Source organism: Streptomyces sp. NBC_01306 (assembly GCF_026340465.1).
In the GTDB taxonomy this organism is placed as follows: domain Bacteria; phylum Actinomycetota; class Actinomycetes; order Streptomycetales; family Streptomycetaceae; genus Streptomyces.
Genome location: NZ_JAPEPC010000001.1, coordinates 1,208,383 through 1,227,963, shown reverse-complemented (window position 1 = coordinate 1,227,963; position 19,581 = coordinate 1,208,383). Strand labels below are relative to the sequence as shown.

Sequence of the window (19,581 nt, the reverse complement as noted above, 5' to 3'; positions counted from 1 at the left end):
GCTCTTGAGCACGCCCGCACACACGACCGCCCTGTCCACCGCAGCCGCACCCGGAGCGCGCTGGCCCGGCGGGGCCCGGAGCGCCGTCGCGCTCGCCTTCGATCTGGACGGCCCCACCGGCGACGCGATGCTGAGCGGCGAGATCTGGCGCAAGCCCGCCTATTTCTCGCTGGGCGCCTACGGTCCGTACCGCGCGCTGCCGCGCATTCTCGGCCTCCTCCGGTCGGCCGGAGTGACCGCCACCTTCTTCGTGCCCGCGTGGGTGATCGAGACCTGGCCCGATGCGTGCCTCGCCATCGTGGAGCAGGGGCACGAAGTGGCCCACCACGGTTACCGGCACGAGCGGTACTGGGATCTGACACCGGCAGAGCAGGCCGAGGTGATCTCCCGCAGTCAAGAGGTCTTCACCCGGGTGCTCGGCGCTCCGGCCCAGGGATTCCGTACGCCTTCGGGCGACTGGCATCCGCAGACACCACGGCTCCTGCTCGAAGCGGGATTCACCTACTCCAGTTCCATGCGGGGCGACGACCGGCCCTACTTCCACGAGATCGACGGGGCGCCGACTTCCCTGGTGGAGATTCCCGGCCGGTGGGACCTCGACGACTACGCCTCTCTCGCCTACACCCGTGAGCCCGACTTCCCCAAGGGCCAGGACCGTATCGCCAGTTACGAACTGACCCTGGACAACTGGATCAGGGAGTTCGACGGCCACCACGCCGAAGGGCTGTGCATGACCACCCTGTTCCATCCCAAGGTGTCCGGCAAGCCGGGCCGGCTGCTGCTGCTCGAACGGTTCCTGGCGCATATGAGCGCACAGCCCGGGGTCTGGTTCGCAGCCTGCCGGGAGATCGCCGCATGGTGGGCGCAGCGTCCGGCCCCGCAGGCCGGTGGCGGGCCGGAGGCGACCGCCCATGCCTGACACGACCGCCGCCCCCGCCCCCCGTCCGGCCGAGGCCGCCGTGGAGTCCCCGCGCTGGCCCCGGGGGATCCGCTGCGCCGTCGTCGTGAGCGTCGACTTCGACGCCGAACTTCCGCTGCTGGCCGCCGACCCGACCACCGCACAGCGGGTCAAGACCCTCTCCGTCGGCCGCTACGGCGCGACCCGCGGGGTGGACCGGCTGCTCGCCGAGTTCCAGTCGCAGGGGGTGACGACCACCTGGTGTGTTCCCGGCCGCAACGCGGAACGGTATCCGCACCTCATCCGCGCCATCGCCGGGCACGGACACGAGATCGCCCACCACGGCCACGCGCACGAGGACTTCAGCCGCCTCGGCCTGACCGGACAGCTGGAAGTGACCGACCGGGGTTCCGAGGCCATCGCGGACGTGACGGGCGAGCGGCCCCGCGGCTTCCGTATCCCGGCGGGGGAGTGGGCCGCGGGCTTCCCCGACGCCCTGGCGGACCGGGGATTCACCTGGTCCTCGTCGCTGCACGGCGACGATCTGCCCCACTTCCATCCGGCCCGGACGGCCGGTCCCCGTGTCGGTACGGGGACCGGTAGGGGCACCGCGCGCCGGCTGATCGAAATCCCGGTCCACCACGAACTGCACGACCATCCGTACTTCTTCTTCAACCTGGACCCGGCGTTCCCCGTCGGCCAGTCGAGGATCGCGTCGTACCGCGAGGTGCTGGGCAACTGGACCACGGAGTTCGACGCCTACCGCCGGTTCGGGCTCTGCTACACCCTGCGGCTCCAGCCCGAAGTCACCGGAACCCCCGGCCGGATCGGCATCGTGCGGGAACTCCTCCGCCACATCCGCAGCCATGACGACGTCTGGATCGCGACAGCCGGTGAGGTCGCCGACTGGTGGAGGTCCAGGAACACCGGCAACGCGCCCGGCCATCCGGCCGAGGTATTCGACCGCTGCACCAGGGAGTTGGCATGACGGCCCCAACGGCCCCAACGGCGCCGGGTTCCGGACGGGCCGGCGATGCGCTCGGCGCACTGGCCCGGTTCACCGCGAACACCCGGCTCGCCATGATTCCCCGGCCGGTGGTCACCAAGGCCCAGCACCACGTCCTGGACACCCTCGGGGCCGCGCTGGCCGGTTCCGCGAGTACGGAAACCACCGCCCTGCTCCAGCTGCTCGCCGCCTCCGAACCGGGCGGAGCGGGCACGGTCTGGGGAACCGGCCCCCGGGTGGCGCCGCGTGCGGCGGCTCTCGTCAACGGGGTGTCGGCGCACGCCCTCGAACTCGATGACGCCGGTGGCTGCGACCACTCGGGCGCCGTCGTCGTCCCCGCCGCACTCGCCGCCGCCGAGGTGGCGGAACACCCGGTGTCCGGAGCCCGGTTGCTCGCCGCCGTCATCGTCGGTTACGACGTGGCACGCCGTGTTCTGGAGGCGTGCGGCGGCTATGCGCCGCACAACGAGGCGGGTTGGCACTCCACCGGCACCTGCGGCCCGTTCGGGGCGGCCGCTGCGGCGGCAGCCGTCCTGGGACTCGGCCCGGACAGCACCGCCCACGCCCTCGCGCTCTCCGCCAGCTTCAGCGGCGGCATCTGGGCGTTCGTGCACGACGGGGCCATGAGCAAGCGACTGCACGCGGGGCGGGCAGCGGAGGCGGGGCTCACCGCCGCGCTCGCGGCGCGGCACGGGATCACCGGGCCGCGCGGGGTGTTCGACGACACCTGGGGCGGTTTCCTGCGCACCATCGCGCCCGGCTCCGCCACACCGGCCGCGCTCACCGCGGGTCTCGGTGACCGGTGGCGCGTCTCCCGGTGCTCGATCAAGCCGTACGCCTCGTGCCGCTCCACCCACTCATCGGTCGACGCGGTGGCCGGGCTCCTGGCGGACCACGAGCTCGGGCCCGACGACGTCGCATCGGTCCATGTACGGCTCTCCGCCTTCATCCACGGGATGTGCGGCGCCGCCGAGTGCGGCACTCTCGCCGCGGCCCAGCTCAGTCTTCCGTACGCGGTGGCCGTGCGGGTGGCGCTCGGAACGGCCGACCTCACGGCGTACTCCGCGGAGAACCGTGCGTCGGCCGCTGTCCGGTCGGTCCTGGACCGGATCACCCTGGAGGTGGACGAGTCGATGACCGGCGACACCGAGCCCGTGATCACGCTCACCACCCGCACCGGTGCCTGTCACACCGGCCAGGTGACCGACCCGCTCGGCTCGCCCACGAACCCCCTGGACAGCGCCGCGGTCACCGCCAAGTTCCACGGCCTCGCCACCCGGGTACTGGACCCCGCCGTCGCACACACCGTCGCGGACACGGTGCGGGAACTGCCGGACCTGCCCGATGTGCGGGTGCTGCTCTCGGCACTCGCCACCACGGCACCCGGACCCGGTGCGCCGACCGGTGCCCAGGGGCGCGGATGACCCGCGATCCGGCAGTCGCCCGGATCACCGTGACACCGCCAACGGCGCGCGCCCTCCTGGCGCTTGGCTTCCGGCAGGACGTCAGCGCTCCGTCCGTACGACGGTGAAGACCGCGCCCTCCGGATCGGCGACCGTGGCCAGCCGCCCCGTCTCGCCCTGGCGCGGCGGCTGGAGCACCTGCCCGCCCAGCTCGGTCACCCGGCGCGCGGCCGCGTCGACGTCCGCCACCTCGAAGTACGTCATCCAGTGCGCCCCCCTGTCACGGGGGAGCGCCTGGCCGACGCCGTGCAGCGAGGCGACCGCCCGGCCCTCCAGATACAGCGTCAGATAGTCGAAGTCGGCCGAGACGACGGCCTCCGTCTCGTAACCGAACACCGCCTGGTAGAACTTGGCGACCGAGCCGGTCTCCCGGGTCACCAGCTCGTTCCACACCGGCGTTCCGGGCACGCCCCACTCCGCGGTGCCCAGATGGGCCGCCGCCTGCCAGACGCCGAAGACCGCGCCGTCGGGGTCCGACCCTATGGCCAGCCGCCCCGCCTCTCCCGCATCGAGCGGGCCCACTCCTACCGTCCCGCCGCAGTGCCTGACGGTCTCCGCGGTGGCGTCGACGTCGTCGGATGCCAGATACGTCGTCCAGGCGATCGGCAGATGGCGGTCCGGCGGCATCTGTCCGATCCCCGCGACCTCACGGCCGTCCAGCAGCGCACGTACGTAGGGGCCCAGTTGCTCGGGGCCCGGCTGGAACTCCCAGCCGAACAGGTCGCCGTAGAACTCCCGGGTCTCTGCCAGGCCGTGCACCATCAGACTCACCCAGCAGGGGGTTCCGGGCCTGCGCCGCGAGGCTGCCTCGGTCATTTTCGCTCTCTCCTCGGACCATCGGTGGTGGCCGTGCGGGGGCCGGTGGGCCGCCCCCCGCCCAGATGCTTCCACCACCTGCCGCGCGCCGCGCCCCGGCCGCGCCGCATTTTGCACGTTCCAGCAGGAGGATGCCTGTTTTGGTACTCCTCGTCCTTTTCTACGGCGTTACGTTCGCGCCGGACTCTGGGCGAGGATGGCAGTCATGACACCCATCATCACCGCAACCGATCTCGCGAGCGAGTTGGCCGGACCCCGTCCGCCGGTGCTCCTCGACGTCCGCTGGCAGCTCGGCGGCCCGAACCTGCGCCCCGAGTACGAGGCCGGCCACCTCCCCGGCGCGGTCTTCGTCGACCTGGACACGGAGCTGGCAGGTCCGCCCGGCGCGGGCGGCCGTCACCCGCTGCCCGACCCCGCCGAACTGGGCGCCGTGCTGCGCCGGGCGGGTGTCTCGGGGGGCACCCCGGTCGTCGTGTACGACGGCGGCCAGGGGTGGGCCGCGGCCCGCGCCTGGTGGCTGCTGCGCTGGACCGGCCACCAGGCCGTCCGGGTGCTGGACGGGGGTCTCGCATCCTGGTCCGGGCCGCTCTCCACGCGGACACCGGTGCCCGCGCCGGGCGATTTCGTACCCGTGCCCGGGGGGTTGCCGCTCCTCGACGCGGACGGCGCGGCCGAGCTGGCCCGCAAGGGCGTACTGCTCGACGCCCGCGCCGCCGAGCGCTACCGGGGTGATGTGGAGCCCATCGACCGGGTCGGCGGACACATCCCCGGCGCGGTGTCGGCCCCGACGTCGGAGAACACCGCGGCCGGCGGGCACTTCCTGGCCGCCGGCGAACTGGCCGCGCGGTTCGCCGCGTTGGGGGCGGCGGACCAGGGCACGGAGGTCGGGGTCTACTGCGGATCGGGCGTGTCGGGCGCGCATGAGGTGCTGGCGCTGGAGATCGCCGGGATCCGGGCCGCGCTTTACGCCGGTTCCTGGTCGCAGTGGTCGTCGGACGAGTCCCGCCCGGTCGCCACGGGGCCGACGCCCTGATCACCTGACTGGGGCCCGTACGCACTGCGTACGGGCCCCAGCTCGGTCAACTGCTCCTGCTTTACCGCTACTCCTGCTTCTTGCGGCGGGTGCCGAAGACGATCTCGTCCCAGCTCGGCACGGCGGCGCGCCGGCCCGGGCGGACACCGTCCGCCTCGGCCTGCCGGTCCGTCGTCCCGGTCAGCCGGTCGCGGTGACCGGCCACCGCGCGCGGCATCAGCACATCCGCGTACGCCGAACCGGCCCCCGCGGACGCCGCGGGCGGCTCCTCGGACTCCGGCTCCTGCGCGGGCTCGGACGGCGGGAGTTCGGGCGGCGCGGGGCGTTCGGGCACGATCATGTCGCCCCGGAAGCTCGGTACGGCCTCCAGCAGGCTGGTCAGCGAGTCCCGCTCACCGCTGCCGCTCTCCTCGGGCTCGGGCGGTGCAGGCACCGGTGCGGTGGGCCGCTCCATCCGGTCCATCTGCCGGTCCAGAGCACGGTCGAGCGGCCGGTCGCGGGGCAGCCGGGCGATCCTCGGTACGAACGGGAAGCTCGGCTCCGGCGCCGCCAGCGAGTCGTCCGACTCGCCGATCAGCGACCGCGCCTCGTCGTCCATGGCCTGCACCAGACGGCGGGGCGGGTCGTAGCTCCAGCTCGCCGAGTGCGTCTCGGTGGCGACCCGGTAGACCAGCAGGACTTCCCAGGTCCCGTCGTCGCGGCGCCAGGAGTCCCAGAGCACGGTGTCCCGCTCGGCGCCGCGCAGCAACAGCCGCTCGTTCACCGCCTCGCCGAGCTGCGGACCGGTGCCGGTGTTCTCACCGGCACGCCGTACGGGTGTCTTGCGGGCGCGCTCGGCCATGAACGCGCGCTCCGCGAGCACGGGCCCCTCGAAGCGGCGGACCCGGTCGACCGGGATCCCGGCCATCTGGGCGACCTCCTCGGCGGAGGCACCGGCCCTTATACGCGCCTGGATGTCACGGGGCCGGAGGTGGCTCTCCACCTCGATCTCGATCTGGCCGAGGCGGGCGCGGTCATTACGGACCGCAGCACGCAGCCGCTCATCGATCGGAAGCGTGTACTCCGTACTGTCCGCAGCTTTGAGCACCAGTCGTGTGCCGTCATTCGAGACGGCCACGACACGCAGTTCGGGCATGGGAACCTCCCGGGTGGTGCCTGCCGACGTCACGTGCGTCGCTGCTTCCGCTAGTCGAGTGTGGCCTGCCCGGGTACAGCACGCCACAACCTTGCCGAGTTATCCGGCGTGTCGGGCCTCAGCCCTGGAACGCCGTTATGGCACGGTTACCTGTTTGCGACGCAGAGCGACCGTCGGTCACTCTGTGCAGCAAGGCCCCCGTGCAGTGCCATGGTGCCGCCGGTTCGAGTGCCGCCTTAGGCCCCCTCCCGTTGGTCCGGACACCCCTGAGGGAGGCCGGGCCCAGGGCTCGCCACAGTACTCCATTCGGGCCAAGCGGGTGGACGGCTCGCCGCTGAACTTCCCGGGGTCCGGCGGAGGGGGAGCCTCGTAAGTGCCGCCAGCGTATGCCTGTGGGTGTTGTGCTTCACAGAATCTCCCGAAGTGGAACTATCCACTTCGCTCAAATGTCCCTTTCTGGTGCAGGGTGTACCCAGATGGACAAACAGGGGCTGGTGATGGAGCAGAAGCCGGACGGCGGCGCAGAGGCCGGAAGCGGGAAGAGGAGACAGCTCGATCTGAGCGTCCCTCAGGTCGCGGGCAGCGCGTTCGCCGCTGTGGTGGCAGCGGTGCTGGCCTCGCAGCTCGGCGTGTACGGGACGATCATCGGCGCGGGTCTGGTGAGCGTGGTCGCCACCTGTGGCGGCACGATCTTCCAGCATCTCTTCCGGCGCACCGGGGAGCAGATCCGCGAAGTGACGGTGCAGGTCAAACCCAAGGTCCTGAAGGTCCCGGTGCGGCAGGTGCCGGGGGCCTCGGAGCCGGGGGAGGCGCCGCCGACGATCGTGGTGCCGTGGCCCGGGCCGTCCGATGCGGACCGGACGGAGTGGACGGGATGGACGGGGCACGCCCACGGCGACGGCGAGCCGGACGCGACGCGGCTGCTGACGCCCGTCACCGACGAGGAGTTCACCGAGGCCACGACCCACGGGACACGGGTGCGGGGCTGGAAGCGCTCCTCCATCGCGGCCCTGGTCGTGTTCCTGGTGGCGATGAGCGGGATCACCGGCTACGAGCTGCTCTCGGGTCACGGTCTCAGCGGCGGCTCGGGGACGACCGTGGGCTCAGTGGTCCAGGGCGGCAACGGCACCCGGCACCACTCGCCGGCGCCGGCGGTCTCGACCGACCCGCAGCAGAGCCAGGACCCCCAGCAGCACGACCGGCAGCCGAGCACCGGCCCGGACCCGTCGCCGAGCACCGGCTCCGGCACGGGCTCGGGCGACACCGGCCAGTCGAAGCCCGACCCCGGAAAGAGCGGCGCGTCGACCGATCCGACGCCCAGCCCCTCGCAGTCCGCGACGGGCGGCGGCCAGACTCCGGATCCGACGCCCTCCGGCTCGTCCGGTGACGGCTCCGGCTCCGGCTCGGGCCACGACAGCACCGGCGGGCAGGACAACGCGCCGGACGCCGCCGCCGAGAACCCCGCGGGATAGCACCTCCACCGGGTGACGGGCCTGCGGGGCCCGTCACCCGGCGGAGGTCACTCGCCCAGGACCCGGCGCAGGTAGTCGTTGCCGAACAGCCGCTGCGGGTCGAGCCGGTCGCGTACGGCCGTGAACTCGCCGAAGCGCGGGTAGACCTCCGCCAGATACGCCGCGTCGCGGGTGTGCAGCTTGCCCCAGTGCGGCCGGCCGCCGTGCGCGGTCATGATCCGCTCCACCGCGGTGAAGTACGCCCGGTGCGAGGTGCCCCGGTACACATGCGCCGCGATGTACGCGCTGTCCCGGCCCGAGGCCGTGGAGAGCGCGATGTCGTCCGCGGGCGCCGTGCGGACCTCCACGGGGAAGCTCACCCGCAGCGGCGAGCGCTCCACCATCGCCTTGACCTCCCGCAGCGCGTCGACCGCGGCCTCCCGGGGCAGGGCGTACTCCATCTCCACGAAGCGCACCCGGCGCGGACTTGTGAAGACCTTGTACGGGATGTCCGTGTAGGTGCGGGCCGACAGCGCCCGGCTGGAGATCTTCGCGATCGCGGGAATCGTCGCGGGGACGGCCTTCCCCAGCGAACACGCCGCCTGGAAGACACCGTTGGAGAGCAGCTCGTCCTCGATCCAGCCGGACACCCGGCCGGGCGGGGCGGCCGGACCCGCACTGCGGTTGTTGCGCTTCGTATTGCAGTTGCCGGTGTGCGGGAACCAGTAGAACTCGAAGTGCTCGTTCTCGGCGACCAGCTGGTCGAAGTCGGCGGTCACCCGGTCGAAGCCCATCGGCTCCTCGCGGGCCGTCAGCAGGAAGACCGGCTCCACCGCGAAGGTGATCGCCGTGACGACGCCCAGCGCACCGAGCCCGATCCGGGCGGCCGCGAAGACGTCGGGGTGCTCCGTCGCCGAGCACGTCAGCACCGAGCCGTCGGCCGTCACCAGTTCGAGCGCCCGGATCTGCGCGGAGATCGAGGCGGACTCGCGGCCGGTGCCATGGGTGCCGGTGCTGGTGGCGCCGGCCACCGTCTGATCCATGATGTCGCCCATGTTCGTGAGGGTGAGCCCCTCACGCGCCAGCGCCTGGTTGAGCCGCTTCAGCGGTGTTCCGGCCTCGACGGTCACGGTGCCCGCCGCGCGGTCGATCTCCCGGATGCCGGTGAGGAGACCGGGGCGTATCAGCAGCCCGTCGGTCGCCGCCGCAGCCGTGAAGGAGTGGCCGGTGCCGACGGCCTTCACCTTCAGGCCCTCGTCCGCCGCCCGCCTCACGGCATCGGCCAGCTCGGCGGCGGACGCCGGGGTCACCTCCCGCGCCGGGCGGGCGGTGACATTCCCCGCCCAGTTACGCCAGGTCCCCGCCGGCCGTACCGCCGTCGCCGTCCGTGCCGCAGCCGGTGTTCTCGCTGTACCGGTCATCCGCCCCGCTCCCGTCTAGTGGCACCGGCAGATTGAGCCGGCGGTACCCGGGCAACGCCACCACGGCCGCGAGCGCTCCCGCCACGAGCGGCACCAGATAACCCTGGCGTGCCCCGCCCGCGTCGACCGCCCAGCCGGCGGCCGAAGAGCCGAGTGCCACCCCGACGGCGAGCCCGGTACTGGTCCAGGTCATGCCCTCGGTCAGCCTGCTGCGCGGTACGTGCTGCTCGACGAGGGCCATCGTGGTCACCATCGTCGGTGCGACGAAGAGCCCCGCGACAAAGAGCGCCCCGGCCAGAAACGGCAGGTTCCCGGCCAGTTGGAGGGGGATCATACTCAGCGCCATCGCGCACACCCCCACCAGCCACCTGCTGGAAGCGGCCCCCCGGAGATGCAGCAGCCCGAAGACCGCCCCGGCCAGACACGATCCGAGCGCGTACACCGCGAGGACCAGACTGGCCAGCGCCTTGTGGCCGCGCTCGTCGGCGAACGCGACCGTCACCACGTCGATCGATCCGAAGATCGCGCCCGTCGCCACGAACGTCAGCACCAGCAGCCGCAGCCCGGGGGAGCCCAGCGCGGAGCCACCGGGGCCGTGGCCGTGTGGATGCGGAGCCGGTTCGGTGGCGCGCTGCGCGGTCAGCCAGCACACCCCCACGACGAGGAAGCCGCCCGCCATCAGCGGGCCGGCCTCGGGGAACCAGGCGGTGGAGAGCCCGATGGAGAGGATCGGACCGAAGATGAAGCACACCTCGTCGACGATCGACTCCCAGGAGTACGCCGCGTGCAGCATGCGCGGATCGCCCCGGTGCATCGCCGCCCAGCGGGCCCTGACCATCGAGCCGACGCTCGGGACACAGCCCCCGCCGGCCGCGCAGACGAAGAGCGTCCAGTCCGGCAGCCGCTGCTGCGCACAGACCAGCAGCCCGGCCACGGCGACGGCGGAGACGACGGTCGCCCGGCGCAGCACCCGCCGCTGTCCGTGCCGGTCGACGAGCCGGGAGATCTGCGGGCCGATGGCGGCGGCGGACAGCGCGAGCGTCGCCGAGAGCGCGCCGGCCAGTCCGTACCGCCCGGTGAGCTGCGAGATCATGGTCACCACGCCGATGCCCAGCATGGACAGCGGCATCCGGCCGAGGAGTCCGGCCGCCGAGAACCCCTTGGTGCCGGGGGCGGCGAAGATCGCACGGTAAGGACTGGTCAAGAAGGGCTCCGGTAAGGCGTACTGATGGTTTGCGCAGCTTACGGGCGGTGATCGGCGCCGAGCACCGGGGGGCAGCTACGACCAGGCGTTCCGTGGGGGGTCCCGGAGCCTGTCGGACCCGGGTGGCAGGATCTGGGGCATGTCCGATCAGCGCGATCCAGCTCCCTACGACGCCCTCCTGCTGCTCTCCTTCGGCGGTCCCGAGGGCCCGGACGACGTGGTCCCGTTCCTGGAGAACGTGACCCGCGGCCGCGGCATCCCGAAGGAACGGCTCAAGGAGGTGGGGCAGCACTACTTCCTGTTCGACGGGATCAGCCCCATCAACGGCCAGAACCGGGCCCTCCTCGACGCGCTCCGCAAGGACTTCGCCGGACACGGTCTCGACCTGCCGGTGTACTGGGGCAACCGCAACTGGGCGCCGTATCTGACCGACACCCTGCGCGAGATGACCGCCGACGGGCACCGCCGTATCGCCGTCCTGGCCACCAGCGCGTACGCCTCGTACTCCGGCTGCCGCCAGTACCGCGAGGACCTCGCGGGGGCGCTGGCCACGCTGGAGGCGGAAGGGCTCGATCTGCCGCGCGTCGACAAGCTGCGGCACTACTTCAACCACCCGGGGTTCGTCGGGCCCATGGCCGACGGCGTCCTGAAGTCCCTGGCGGAGCTGGACGACGCGGTCCGGGCCGGCGCGCACCTGGCGTTCACCACGCACTCCATCCCCACCGCCGCGGCCGACAGCTCGGGGCCCGAAGGCGGGGCGTACGTCGCCGAGCACCTGGACGTGGCACGGGTGATCGTCGAGAGGGTCCGCGCCGAGACCGGCGCCGACCACTCCTGGCAGCTCGTCTACCAGTCGCGCAGCGGCTCCCCGCAGACCCCGTGGCTGGAACCGGACATCTGTGACCACCTCACGGAGCTGCACGGGGCGGGGGTGCCCGCCGTCGTCATGGTGCCCATCGGCTTCGTGTCGGACCACATGGAGGTCCTGTACGACCTGGACACCGAGGCGGTCGCGAAGGCGGCCGAACTGGGCCTGCCCGCCGTGCGGTCGGCGACCGTCGGCGCCGACCCGCGCTTCGCCGCTGCGGTACGCGACCTCCTGCTGGAGCGGGCGGCCGCCGAGCAGGGCCGCCCGGTGGAGCGCTGCGCTCTCGGCGTGCTGGGCGCCTCGCACGACGTCTGCCCGGTCGGCTGCTGCCCGGCCCGCACGGCCAGGCCGGCGGCCGCGGGCGCCGACAGCCCGTACGCGTAGAGCCGACAGCCGTACACGTGCATCAGTGTCCGTACGCGCGATCCGAGGGAGAACCGTGACCGACCAGCTCCACACCGAACTGCTCGAACTGGCACTGGAGGCCGCCCGGCGCGCAGGGGCGCTGCTGCGGGACGGGCGCCCCGCCGACCTGGAGGTGGCGGCGACCAAGTCCAGCCCCATCGATGTCGTCACCGAGATGGACATCGCGGCCGAGAAGCTGATCACCGGCTATCTCACCGGTCTGCGTCCCGACGACGGCTTCCTGGGCGAGGAGGGCGCGAGCGCCGAGGGCAGCAGCGGTGTCCGCTGGGTCATCGACCCGCTGGACGGCACCGTCAACTACCTCTACGGGTTGCCCACTTGGTCCGTCTCGATCGCGGCCGAGCAGGACGGCGAGACGGTCGCGGGGGTGGTGGCGGTCCCGATGCGCGGTGAGACGTTCCACGCGGTGCTCGGCGGCGGCGCCCACCTCGGCGGCGCGCGGCTGCGGTGCAGGCCCGCGCCCCCGCTCGACCAGGCGCTGGTGTCGACCGGCTTCAACTACGTCACGACCGTGCGCACCCACCAGGCGGCCGTGGCCCAGCGGCTGATCCCGCAGCTGCGGGACATCCGGCGCGGCGGCTCGGCCGCGATCGACCTCTGTGACGTGGCCGCCGGCCGGCTCGACGGCTACTACGAGCGCGGGCTGCATCCCTGGGACCGGGCGGCCGGTGACCTGATCGCCCGTGAGGCGGGCGCACTGACCGGGGGACGGCCCGGGGAGCGCCCGACGGACGATCTGACGGTCGCCGCGCCGCCCGGTGTCTTCGAACCGCTCCAGGCGCTGCTGGAGCAGTATGGCGCCTGGCACGACTGAGCGCGGACGAGGCCCCCGGCACCGTCCCAGGTGCCGGGGGCCTCGTGTTTGCGCTGTGCTGGTCCGGATGTCGGGCTGGTCCGGATGCGCTGTGCTGGTCAGGCGGCCGCGGTGTGGATGTCCACGCCGGACTCGGCGGTCAGGGCGGGCTCGACCGCCACACCGTGTTCGGCCGCGAGGCGGTGAAGATCGTCCAGCTCGCCCTGCTCGACCTCCGCCAGAAAGTCGTCGCCGGACTCGCGGGCACGCGTCAGGTCGGTCTGGGTGGCCTTTATACGCTGCAGCAGACCTGCGGTGAATGCGTCCATGGGTGCGCCCCCTCGTCGTGGGTCGGTGGCACGGGGGTGTGCCGAGGGTTGTCAACTGATCACGCGTCCCCGGTGGTGGCGGAGCGGGGTGTGGCGTGCCCCGTACAGGGCGTGATCGGCGGGTGTGCAGTCGTCCTCCCCTTGCTCTGCCTCAGAGAAACCTCAACCGCACCGGGAATCCCTGAATTCCCCGGCGTCCGCTGCCGGGCACTGCCTTACAGCCGGTTTATGGCCGTACGGGGCAGGATGGAAGTACACACCCCATGCAAGACCTGCCCGGACACGGGCTGTAACGGAAGGACAAGCGCCGTGCGCGTACTCGTCGTCGAGGACGAGCAGCTGCTCGCCGATGCGGTGGCCACCGGACTTCGCCGGGAGGCCATGGCCGTCGACGTCGTGTACGACGGCGCCGCGGCCCTGGAGCGGATCGGGGTCAACGACTACGACGTCGTGGTCCTCGACCGGGACCTGCCGGTGGTCCACGGCGACGACGTCTGCCGCAAGATCGTCGAACTCGGCATGCCCACCCGGGTGCTGATGCTCACGGCTTCGGGCGACGTCAGCGACCGCGTGGAGGGCCTGGAGATCGGCGCGGACGACTATCTGCCCAAGCCCTTCGCGTTCACCGAGCTGACCGCGCGGGTCCGGGCCCTCGGGCGCCGTACGACGGTCGCCCTGCCGCCCGTCCTGGAGCGGGCCGGCATCAAGCTGGACCCCAACCGCCGCGAGGTCTTCCGGGAGGGCCGCGAGATCCAGCTGGCCCCCAAGGAGTTCGCCGTACTCGAAGTGCTGATGCGCAGCGAGGGCGCGGTCGTCTCGGCCGAGCAACTCCTGGAGAAGGCCTGGGACGAGAACACCGATCCCTTCACCAACGTCGTACGGGTGACCGTCATGACGCTGCGCCGCAAGCTCGGTGAGCCCCCGGTCATCGTGACCGTCCCGGGCTCGGGCTACCGGATCTGAGCGCCCCGTGGCCAACACCCCGGCGCCGCCCGCGGCGCCGCCCAAACCGACCTGGGACCCGAAGAGCTCGGAGTCCCTCTCCCCGCTGCTGCGGCCGACCATCCGCATACGCCTGACGCTGCTGTACGGCGGGATGTTCCTGATCGCCGGGATCCTGCTGCTGACGATCATCTACATGCTGGCGGCGCAGGCGCTGCACAACGGCAGCCAGCCGCCGTTCCGTCTCATTCCCGACAGCAAGGTGCAGCTGACCAGTAACTCGTGCCCTGCCCTTTCGGCGAGCGGCATCTCGGCCGACCAGGCGAACGCGGCCCTCCAGGCCTGTGTCTCCGCACAGCGCCAGCACGCGCTCGACGACCTGCTGACCCGTTCGCTGTACGCCCTGGTGGGCCTCAGCATCATCGCCTTCGCCTTCGGCTACGCGGTGGCGGGCCGGGTGCTGTCCCCGCTCGGCAGGATGACCCGTACGGCCCGCCGCGTGGCCGGTACGGACCTGACCCGGCGGATCGAGCTGGACGGCCCGGACGACGAGCTCAAGGAGCTCGCCGACACCTTCGACGAGATGCTCGACCGGCTGGAGCGGGCCTTCACCGCGCAGCAGCGGTTCGTCGCCAACGCGTCGCACGAACTCCGCACACCGCTGGCCATCAACCGCACGCTCCTGGAGGTGCACCTCTCCGACCCGGGTGCGCCCGTCGAGCTCACCCAGCTCGGCAAGACGCTGCTGGCCACCAATGAGCGCAGCGAGCAGTTGGTCGAGGGGCTGCTGCTGCTGGCCCGCAGCGACAACCAGATCGTCGAGCGGAAGCCGGTCGACCTGGCCGAGGTGGCCACCCGCGCCATCGACCAGACCCTCGCGGAGGCCGCGACGAAGGGGGTGGAGATCCGCGGGGAGCAGTCGGCCGCGGTCGTCCAGGGCAACGGCATCCTGCTGGAGCGCATCGCCCTCAACCTCGTCCAGAACGCCGTGCGCTACAACGTCGCGGAGGACGGCTGGGTGGAGGTCACCACCGAACTGCAGCCGGGCCAGGCGCTGCTGGTGGTTTCGAACACGGGTCCCGTGGTTCCCGCTTACGAGATCGACAACCTCTTCGAGCCGTTCAGGCGCCTGCGCACCGAGCGGACCGGCAGCGACAAGGGCGTCGGGCTGGGTCTGTCCATCGCGCGCTCGGTCGCCCGCGCCCACGGAGGCCGTATCATCGCGGAGCCCCGCGAGGGCGGTGGCCTCGTGATGCGTGTCACGTTGCCTGTCTGAGCCGGTCGGCGGGGGTAGGCCGGATGTTCGCTTTGCGCGGAATTTTCGGGACGCGTTCCCGTGAGACAGATGTGCGATCGGTCACAGGGCCGATTTTCCGTCTACCTACTCTCCGTGATCCCCAAATCCCCGAAAACCCGGGAAAACCCTGGGTTTCCAGGGGGTGCGATCACGGGAAGTACACGGGGTGGTGCCCGCAAAGCACTACCCCGGGACCGTGTACGGTCCCGATCGCCATCCAAATCGATCTCTCCCCGGGGATCCGGTTGGGTGTCGATTGAGTAACAGACCTTGATGTGAGGCAAAATCTCCGCCTCGGGTCGGGCACAAGTCCGGCCTCTCACGCGTTACGTGCGCTGGAGACACCGCAAATACCCAGAGGGGGAGAGCGCGACATGGCTACGGATTACGACACTCCACGCAAGACCGACGACGACAGCGACCAGGACAGTCTGGAAGAGCTCAAGGCACGTCGGAACGACAAGTCGACAGCTGCTGTCGACGTAGACGAGTTCGAGCAGGCCGAGGGTCTTGAGCTGCCCGGCGCCGACCTGTCCAACGAAGAGCTGTCGGTCCGGGTGCTGCCCCGGCAGGCCGACGAGTTCACCTGCATGAGCTGCTTCCTCGTGCACCACCGCAGTCAGCTGGCGCGCGAGAAGAACGGCCAGCCCATCTGCCGCGACTGCGACTGAGGCAGTCGGCCGTGGCAGGCGCGACACCGTCCCGGAAGCGGTGCTTCCGGCGGAAGGGTTCCCCCGAGGACCAGCAGGGCGGCACGGGCCCGGCAGAAGGTGCGGAAGCACCCGCCGAGCCCCTCGCCCTCCGGCCCCCGGAGGAGGACGACCACGGGGCGAGCGCGCTCGTCAGCAGCGCACGTGACGACGAGCGGGGCCTCCCGGCCTCGCTCGACGAAGCGGCGCCCTTCGCTGCGGTGGCGCGGGGCGTGCAGGACGGACCCATGACCGGGGCCCGTCGGCTGGGTGCTCTCAGACACGGCATACAGCACGGGATACAGCAGGGCATCCAGAAGGGCGGCGAAGGCGCGAAGGCGGGGTTCGCGTACATCACCGACCGCATCATCGACATCGCACCACGGATCCCGGTCCGCGATCTCACGACGCTGCGCAAGCACTTTCCCGGTCTCGGACCGGAGGAGATCGCCGACCGGCTCGTCGCGGGCGCGGCCAACGCGACGTCCACCGTCGGCGCGGGCATCGGAGCGGCCGCGATGCTCCCCGTACCGCTCGCCATGCCGGCCGAGATCGCCGCGGAGATCACCGGGGTCGCGGCGATCGAGCTGAAGCTCATCGCCGAACTGCACGAGGTCTACGGGATGCGCCCGCCGGGCGGCCTCAAGGACCGCTCCACCGCCTATCTGCACGCGTGGTCGGGCGAGCGCGGCTTCGACATCACCAAGCCGGCCACGTTCACGGCGCTCGGCGGTCAGATGAAGCGCGAAATGCGCCAGCAGATCATGAAACGCACGGTCCGCGACCTGCCGAACCTGATGCCGTTCATGGTGGGCGCCACCGTCGGCGCCGTGATGAACCGCCGGGACACCAGGAAACTCGCCGACAAGGTGCGCAAGGACATGCGCAAGCGCCAGGTCCCCTGGGACGCCCTTCCCGAGCTGCCACCGCTGAGCCGGCCGAAGGAGCTCCCCGGCGGACAGGCCGAGGGGCTCTGAGCGTCCCCCGCGGCCGTCAGCCCCGGTCGGCGGCCACCGCAGTCAGCGCCGTCTTGAGCGCCTCGGGGTCGCGGGTCGAGAGATAGGCGTACGGCGTCGGGTCGGACGGGTCCGTGATCTCCACCCGCACTGCCGTCCGCACATAGCTGCGCATCAGCATGAAGGCGCGCGGATCGGCCTTGTACGAGCGCCAGGCGACCGTCTCCTCGGCGTCCAGCACCGTGGCCTCACCCAGCGCCGACAGCGGGATCTTCGCGTCGCCCGCGACGAGCGAACCCGCGACGACCCGGATGCGGACCGAGCCGTACGAACTCACGATGATGCCCGCCACCGCCGCCCCGCCGACCAGGCCGCCGAGCATCGGCAGCGTGCCGAGCGGCAGGGTGATCAGCGCGCCCGCGATCCCGACGAGCAGGGCGATCAGCCACCAGGAACGGGGCGCGGTGAGACGTTCTTCGTAAGGCTGCATAAAGCCAAGCTTGGCATGGTGCCGTCCCCGCGTTGCCGCGCGGGTAATGTCTGCGGCTGTGACACGAACATCTTCAGCGCTGACGCCCCCGGCCGACGCCATAGCGCCCGTGCGCCACCACGATGCCCCGGCCCCCGGAGAGCTCCTCGGAGCGCACTACGCGCACTGTTTCGGCTGCGGCGAGGGGCAGCCGCACGGGCTGCACCTCCAGGCGCGGGCCGGTGAAGGCGTGACCGTCACCGCCGAATTCACCGTGCAGTCCGCTCACCAGGGCGCACCGGGCCTCGCGCACGGCGGTGTCCTGACCTCCGCGCTCGACGAGACGCTCGGATCGCTGAACTGGCTGCTGCGGGTCATCGCGGTGACCGGCCGGCTGGAGACCGACTTCGTACGGCCCGTCCCGGTGGGCACCGTGCTCCACCTCGACGCCCGGGTCACCGCGGTGAGCGGCCGGAAGATCTACTCCACGGCGACCGGCCGGATCGGCGGCCCGGACGGGCCTGTCGCGGTCCGCGCCGAAGGCCTGTTCATCGAGGTCAAGGTCGAGCACTTCACCGAGAACGGACGGCCGGAGGAGATCCGGGCCGCGATGGACGACCCCGACCAGATCAAGCGCGTCCGCGCCTTCGAGGTGAACCCATGAGCCGTACCCCCGTAGACGTACTGATCCGCCGTGTCGACCCCGAGGTGCCGCTCCCCGCTTACGGGCACCCGGGCGACGCGGGCGCCGATCTGGTGACCACCGAGGCCGCCGAGCTGGCGCCGGGGGAGCGGACCGTGCTGCCCACCGGGATCTCGGTGGCGCTGCCCGACGGGTACGCCGCCTTCGTGCACCCGCGCTCCGGGCTCGCGGCCCGCTGCGGGGTTGCCCTGGTGAATGCCCCGGGGACGGTCGATGCCGGGTACCGTGGAGAGATCAAGGTGATCGTGGTCAATCTCGATCCGCGCGAGACGGTGCGGTTCGAGCGCTTCGACCGGATCGCCCAGCTGGTAGTGCAGCAGGTCGAGAAGGTGCGCTTCCACGAGGTGGCGGAGCTTCCCGGCTCGGCACGGGCCGGAGGGGGCTTCGGGTCCACCGGCGGACATGCCGCTGTGGGCGGGCCACAGGGTGGGAATCGATACGCATCGGTCGTATCCGACCGGGAAGGACAGTGACGTGTTCGGACGTCGCAAGAACAGCGGTTCCGACGAGGACCCGACGGGCGAGGCCGGGCAGTTCAACGACGGCGCCGGCGCCGGGAGCGATGAGTCGGCAGAGGTGAGCGGGGCACACAGGTCCGGCCTGCCCCCCGCCCCGCGGCCCGACGGCCCCTGGGACATCTCCGAGGTCCGTGAGGCGGCCGAGGGGCGGGTGGACCTCGGCGGTCTGTTCGTCCCCGGAGTCGAGGGCATGGAGCTGCGGGTCGAGGTTGCGGGTGACGCGATCGTCGCGGCGACGGTCGTCCTGCGCGACAGCGCGGTCCAGCTCCAGGGCTTCGCGGCACCGAAGAAGGAAGGCATCTGGGGTGAGGTGCGCGAGGAGATCGCCTCGGGCATCACCCAGCAGGGCGGCATCATCGACGAGGTCGAGGGGCCCCTCGGCTGGGAGCTGCGGGCCCAGGTGCCCGTCCAGCTCCCGGACGGTACGAACGGCGTGCAGCTGGTGCGCTTCGTCGGCGTCGACGGGCCGCGCTGGTTCCTGCGCGGTGTCATCTCGGGGCAGGGCGCTGTCCAGCCCGAGGCGGCCGGGGTGCTGGAGCAGATCTTCCGGGACACCGTGGTCGTCCGGGGCGAGGGGCCGATGGCCCCCCGGGACCCGATCGTCCTCAAGCTGCCGGACGACGCGCAGATGATGCCCGATGGTGTCCAGCAGGAGGACCAGGAGGGCTCGCGCTTCTCCGGTGGCATGGGCCAGCTCCAGCGCGGCCCGGAGATCACCGAGGTGCGCTGACCGCCGTACAGCCTGAACCACAGCACAGCACAGCAGGGCCGGTGGCCCGCACTCCCCGACGGGGGTGCGGGCCACCGGCCTTTCTGCTGGTCACAGCCGCGTGGGACCGGATCACAGGCCGCCGCGTAGGGATCGCGTCAAGGGCGGGGCGATCGCCGTATGGGTGGCGTCAACGAACGGCTGACGCGCCGTTCGAGGGGGTTTGCTCAGGGAGTCCGTTCTTCCGAATTCCCGAACTCTTCAGGAGCTCACGATGGCCGATGTGGCCTTCGTCGTCACCATGGTCGCGGTCTTCGCGCTGGTGGCGCTCATCGCCAAGGGGGTGTCGAAGCTGTGACCGGTTCTGCCGTTGAAGCGGTGATCGGCCTCGTGGTGGCCGTCTCCCTGCTGGGCTATCTCGTCCTCGCCCTCGTCCACCCGGAGAGGTTCTGAGT

The 19,581-nt window shown here is 71.7% G+C and carries 22 protein-coding genes; 16 read left to right on the top strand and 6 right to left on the bottom strand.

The window, feature by feature from the left end:
• Positions 1-4: 4 nt before the first annotated feature.
• Genes OG385_RS05145 through OG385_RS05135 form a run of 3 tightly spaced genes read left to right on the top strand, consistent with a single transcriptional unit; the run spans position 5 to position 3,328 of the window.
• Positions 5-919 carry a polysaccharide deacetylase gene (locus tag OG385_RS05145; RefSeq protein WP_266852242.1) on the top strand — a complete coding sequence of 305 codons (915 nt, stop codon included), beginning with the start codon at positions 5-7 and terminating at the stop codon, positions 917-919.
• Entirely contained in the window at positions 912-1,886 is a 975-nt protein-coding gene (locus tag OG385_RS05140) for a polysaccharide deacetylase (RefSeq protein ID WP_266852240.1), read from the top strand. Before OG385_RS05145 ends, OG385_RS05140 begins: the two co-directional genes overlap by 8 nt.
• Complete coding sequence (locus OG385_RS05135) at positions 1,883-3,328, top strand: MmgE/PrpD family protein (protein ID WP_266852238.1); 1,446 nt, start codon at positions 1,883-1,885, stop codon at positions 3,326-3,328. The genes OG385_RS05140 and OG385_RS05135 overlap by 4 nt, the downstream gene beginning before the upstream one ends.
• A gap of 81 nt (positions 3,329-3,409) precedes the next feature.
• On the opposite strand, the gene OG385_RS05130 is transcribed toward OG385_RS05135, so the two are convergent.
• On the bottom strand, positions 3,410-4,183 hold the full coding sequence (locus OG385_RS05130) for a VOC family protein (protein ID WP_266852236.1): 774 nt from the start codon (positions 4,181-4,183) through the stop codon (positions 3,410-3,412).
• Between the two features lie 205 nt (positions 4,184-4,388).
• On the opposite strand from OG385_RS05130, the gene OG385_RS05125 reads away from it, so the two are divergent.
• Positions 4,389-5,216 carry a sulfurtransferase gene (locus tag OG385_RS05125; protein ID WP_266852234.1) on the top strand — a complete coding sequence of 276 codons (828 nt, stop codon included), beginning with the start codon at positions 4,389-4,391 and terminating at the stop codon, positions 5,214-5,216.
• A gap of 67 nt (positions 5,217-5,283) precedes the next feature.
• On the opposite strand, the gene sepH is transcribed toward OG385_RS05125, so the two are convergent.
• Positions 5,284-6,351 carry a septation protein SepH gene (gene sepH, locus OG385_RS05120; protein WP_266852232.1) on the bottom strand — a complete coding sequence of 356 codons (1,068 nt, stop codon included), beginning with the start codon at positions 6,349-6,351 and terminating at the stop codon, positions 5,284-5,286.
• A gap of 476 nt (positions 6,352-6,827) precedes the next feature.
• Between sepH and OG385_RS05115 the strand changes: the two genes are divergently transcribed.
• Positions 6,828-7,823: a hypothetical protein gene (locus OG385_RS05115; protein ID WP_266852230.1), complete on the top strand. Its 996-nt coding sequence runs from the start codon at positions 6,828-6,830 to the stop codon at positions 7,821-7,823.
• A gap of 47 nt (positions 7,824-7,870) precedes the next feature.
• Here OG385_RS05115 and OG385_RS05110 read toward each other — a convergent pair whose 3' ends face one another.
• Complete coding sequence (locus OG385_RS05110) at positions 7,871-9,223, bottom strand: D-arabinono-1,4-lactone oxidase (protein WP_266852228.1); 1,353 nt, start codon at positions 9,221-9,223, stop codon at positions 7,871-7,873.
• Complete coding sequence (locus OG385_RS05105; RefSeq protein WP_266852226.1) at positions 9,150-10,427, bottom strand: MFS transporter; 1,278 nt, start codon at positions 10,425-10,427, stop codon at positions 9,150-9,152. The genes OG385_RS05110 and OG385_RS05105 overlap by 74 nt, the downstream gene beginning before the upstream one ends.
• Before the next feature lie 139 nt (positions 10,428-10,566).
• On the opposite strand from OG385_RS05105, the gene OG385_RS05100 reads away from it, so the two are divergent.
• The gene (locus tag OG385_RS05100; protein WP_266852224.1) at positions 10,567-11,679 is read left to right on the top strand and encodes a ferrochelatase; all 1,113 of its coding nucleotides are present in this window, start codon (positions 10,567-10,569) and stop codon (positions 11,677-11,679) included.
• 55 nt (positions 11,680-11,734) lie between these two features.
• Entirely contained in the window at positions 11,735-12,535 is an 801-nt protein-coding gene (locus OG385_RS05095; protein ID WP_266852222.1) for an inositol monophosphatase family protein, read from the top strand.
• Positions 12,536-12,633: 98 nt separating this feature from the next.
• Here the strand turns inward: OG385_RS05095 and OG385_RS05090 are convergent, their stop codons facing one another.
• Complete coding sequence (locus tag OG385_RS05090) at positions 12,634-12,843, bottom strand: hypothetical protein (protein WP_266852220.1); 210 nt, start codon at positions 12,841-12,843, stop codon at positions 12,634-12,636.
• Between the two features lie 309 nt (positions 12,844-13,152).
• Between OG385_RS05090 and OG385_RS05085 the strand changes: the two genes are divergently transcribed.
• The 4 genes from OG385_RS05085 (at position 13,153) to OG385_RS05070 (ending at position 16,748) form a co-directional block, all read left to right on the top strand.
• A complete protein-coding gene (locus tag OG385_RS05085) occupies positions 13,153-13,806 on the top strand; it encodes a response regulator transcription factor (protein ID WP_266852218.1) in 654 nt (217 codons plus the stop codon).
• A gap of 7 nt (positions 13,807-13,813) precedes the next feature.
• Positions 13,814-15,061, top strand: a complete 1,248-nt coding sequence (locus OG385_RS05080; RefSeq protein ID WP_266852216.1) for a cell wall metabolism sensor histidine kinase WalK — start codon at positions 13,814-13,816, stop codon at positions 15,059-15,061.
• 395 nt (positions 15,062-15,456) lie between these two features.
• Complete coding sequence (locus tag OG385_RS05075; RefSeq protein WP_164260119.1) at positions 15,457-15,753, top strand: DUF4193 domain-containing protein; 297 nt, start codon at positions 15,457-15,459, stop codon at positions 15,751-15,753.
• An 11-nt stretch (positions 15,754-15,764) separates the two neighbouring features.
• Positions 15,765-16,748 (top strand): hypothetical protein, encoded by a 984-nt coding sequence (locus tag OG385_RS05070; protein WP_266852214.1) that lies wholly within the window; start codon positions 15,765-15,767, stop codon positions 16,746-16,748.
• A 16-nt stretch (positions 16,749-16,764) separates the two neighbouring features.
• On the opposite strand, the gene OG385_RS05065 is transcribed toward OG385_RS05070, so the two are convergent.
• Positions 16,765-17,217, bottom strand: a complete 453-nt coding sequence (locus tag OG385_RS05065) for a DUF3093 domain-containing protein (protein WP_266852212.1) — start codon at positions 17,215-17,217, stop codon at positions 16,765-16,767.
• Between the two features lie 58 nt (positions 17,218-17,275).
• On the opposite strand from OG385_RS05065, the gene OG385_RS05060 reads away from it, so the two are divergent.
• The 5 genes from OG385_RS05060 (at position 17,276) to kdpF (ending at position 19,579) form a co-directional block, all read left to right on the top strand.
• Positions 17,276-17,860, top strand: coding sequence for a PaaI family thioesterase (locus tag OG385_RS05060; RefSeq protein ID WP_266852211.1), 585 nt, complete (start codon positions 17,276-17,278; stop codon positions 17,858-17,860).
• Entirely contained in the window at positions 17,857-18,372 is a 516-nt protein-coding gene (dut, locus tag OG385_RS05055) for a dUTP diphosphatase (RefSeq protein ID WP_266852209.1), read from the top strand. The genes OG385_RS05060 and dut overlap by 4 nt, the downstream gene beginning before the upstream one ends.
• 1 nt (position 18,373) lies before the next feature.
• A complete protein-coding gene (locus OG385_RS05050) occupies positions 18,374-19,147 on the top strand; it encodes a DUF3710 domain-containing protein (protein ID WP_266852207.1) in 774 nt (257 codons plus the stop codon).
• Between the two features lie 202 nt (positions 19,148-19,349).
• Positions 19,350-19,484: a hypothetical protein gene (locus OG385_RS05045; protein WP_266852205.1), complete on the top strand. Its 135-nt coding sequence runs from the start codon at positions 19,350-19,352 to the stop codon at positions 19,482-19,484.
• Positions 19,481-19,579: a K(+)-transporting ATPase subunit F gene (gene kdpF, locus OG385_RS05040; RefSeq protein ID WP_266852204.1), complete on the top strand. Its 99-nt coding sequence runs from the start codon at positions 19,481-19,483 to the stop codon at positions 19,577-19,579. The genes OG385_RS05045 and kdpF overlap by 4 nt, the downstream gene beginning before the upstream one ends.
• Positions 19,580-19,581: the final 2 nt, after the last annotated feature.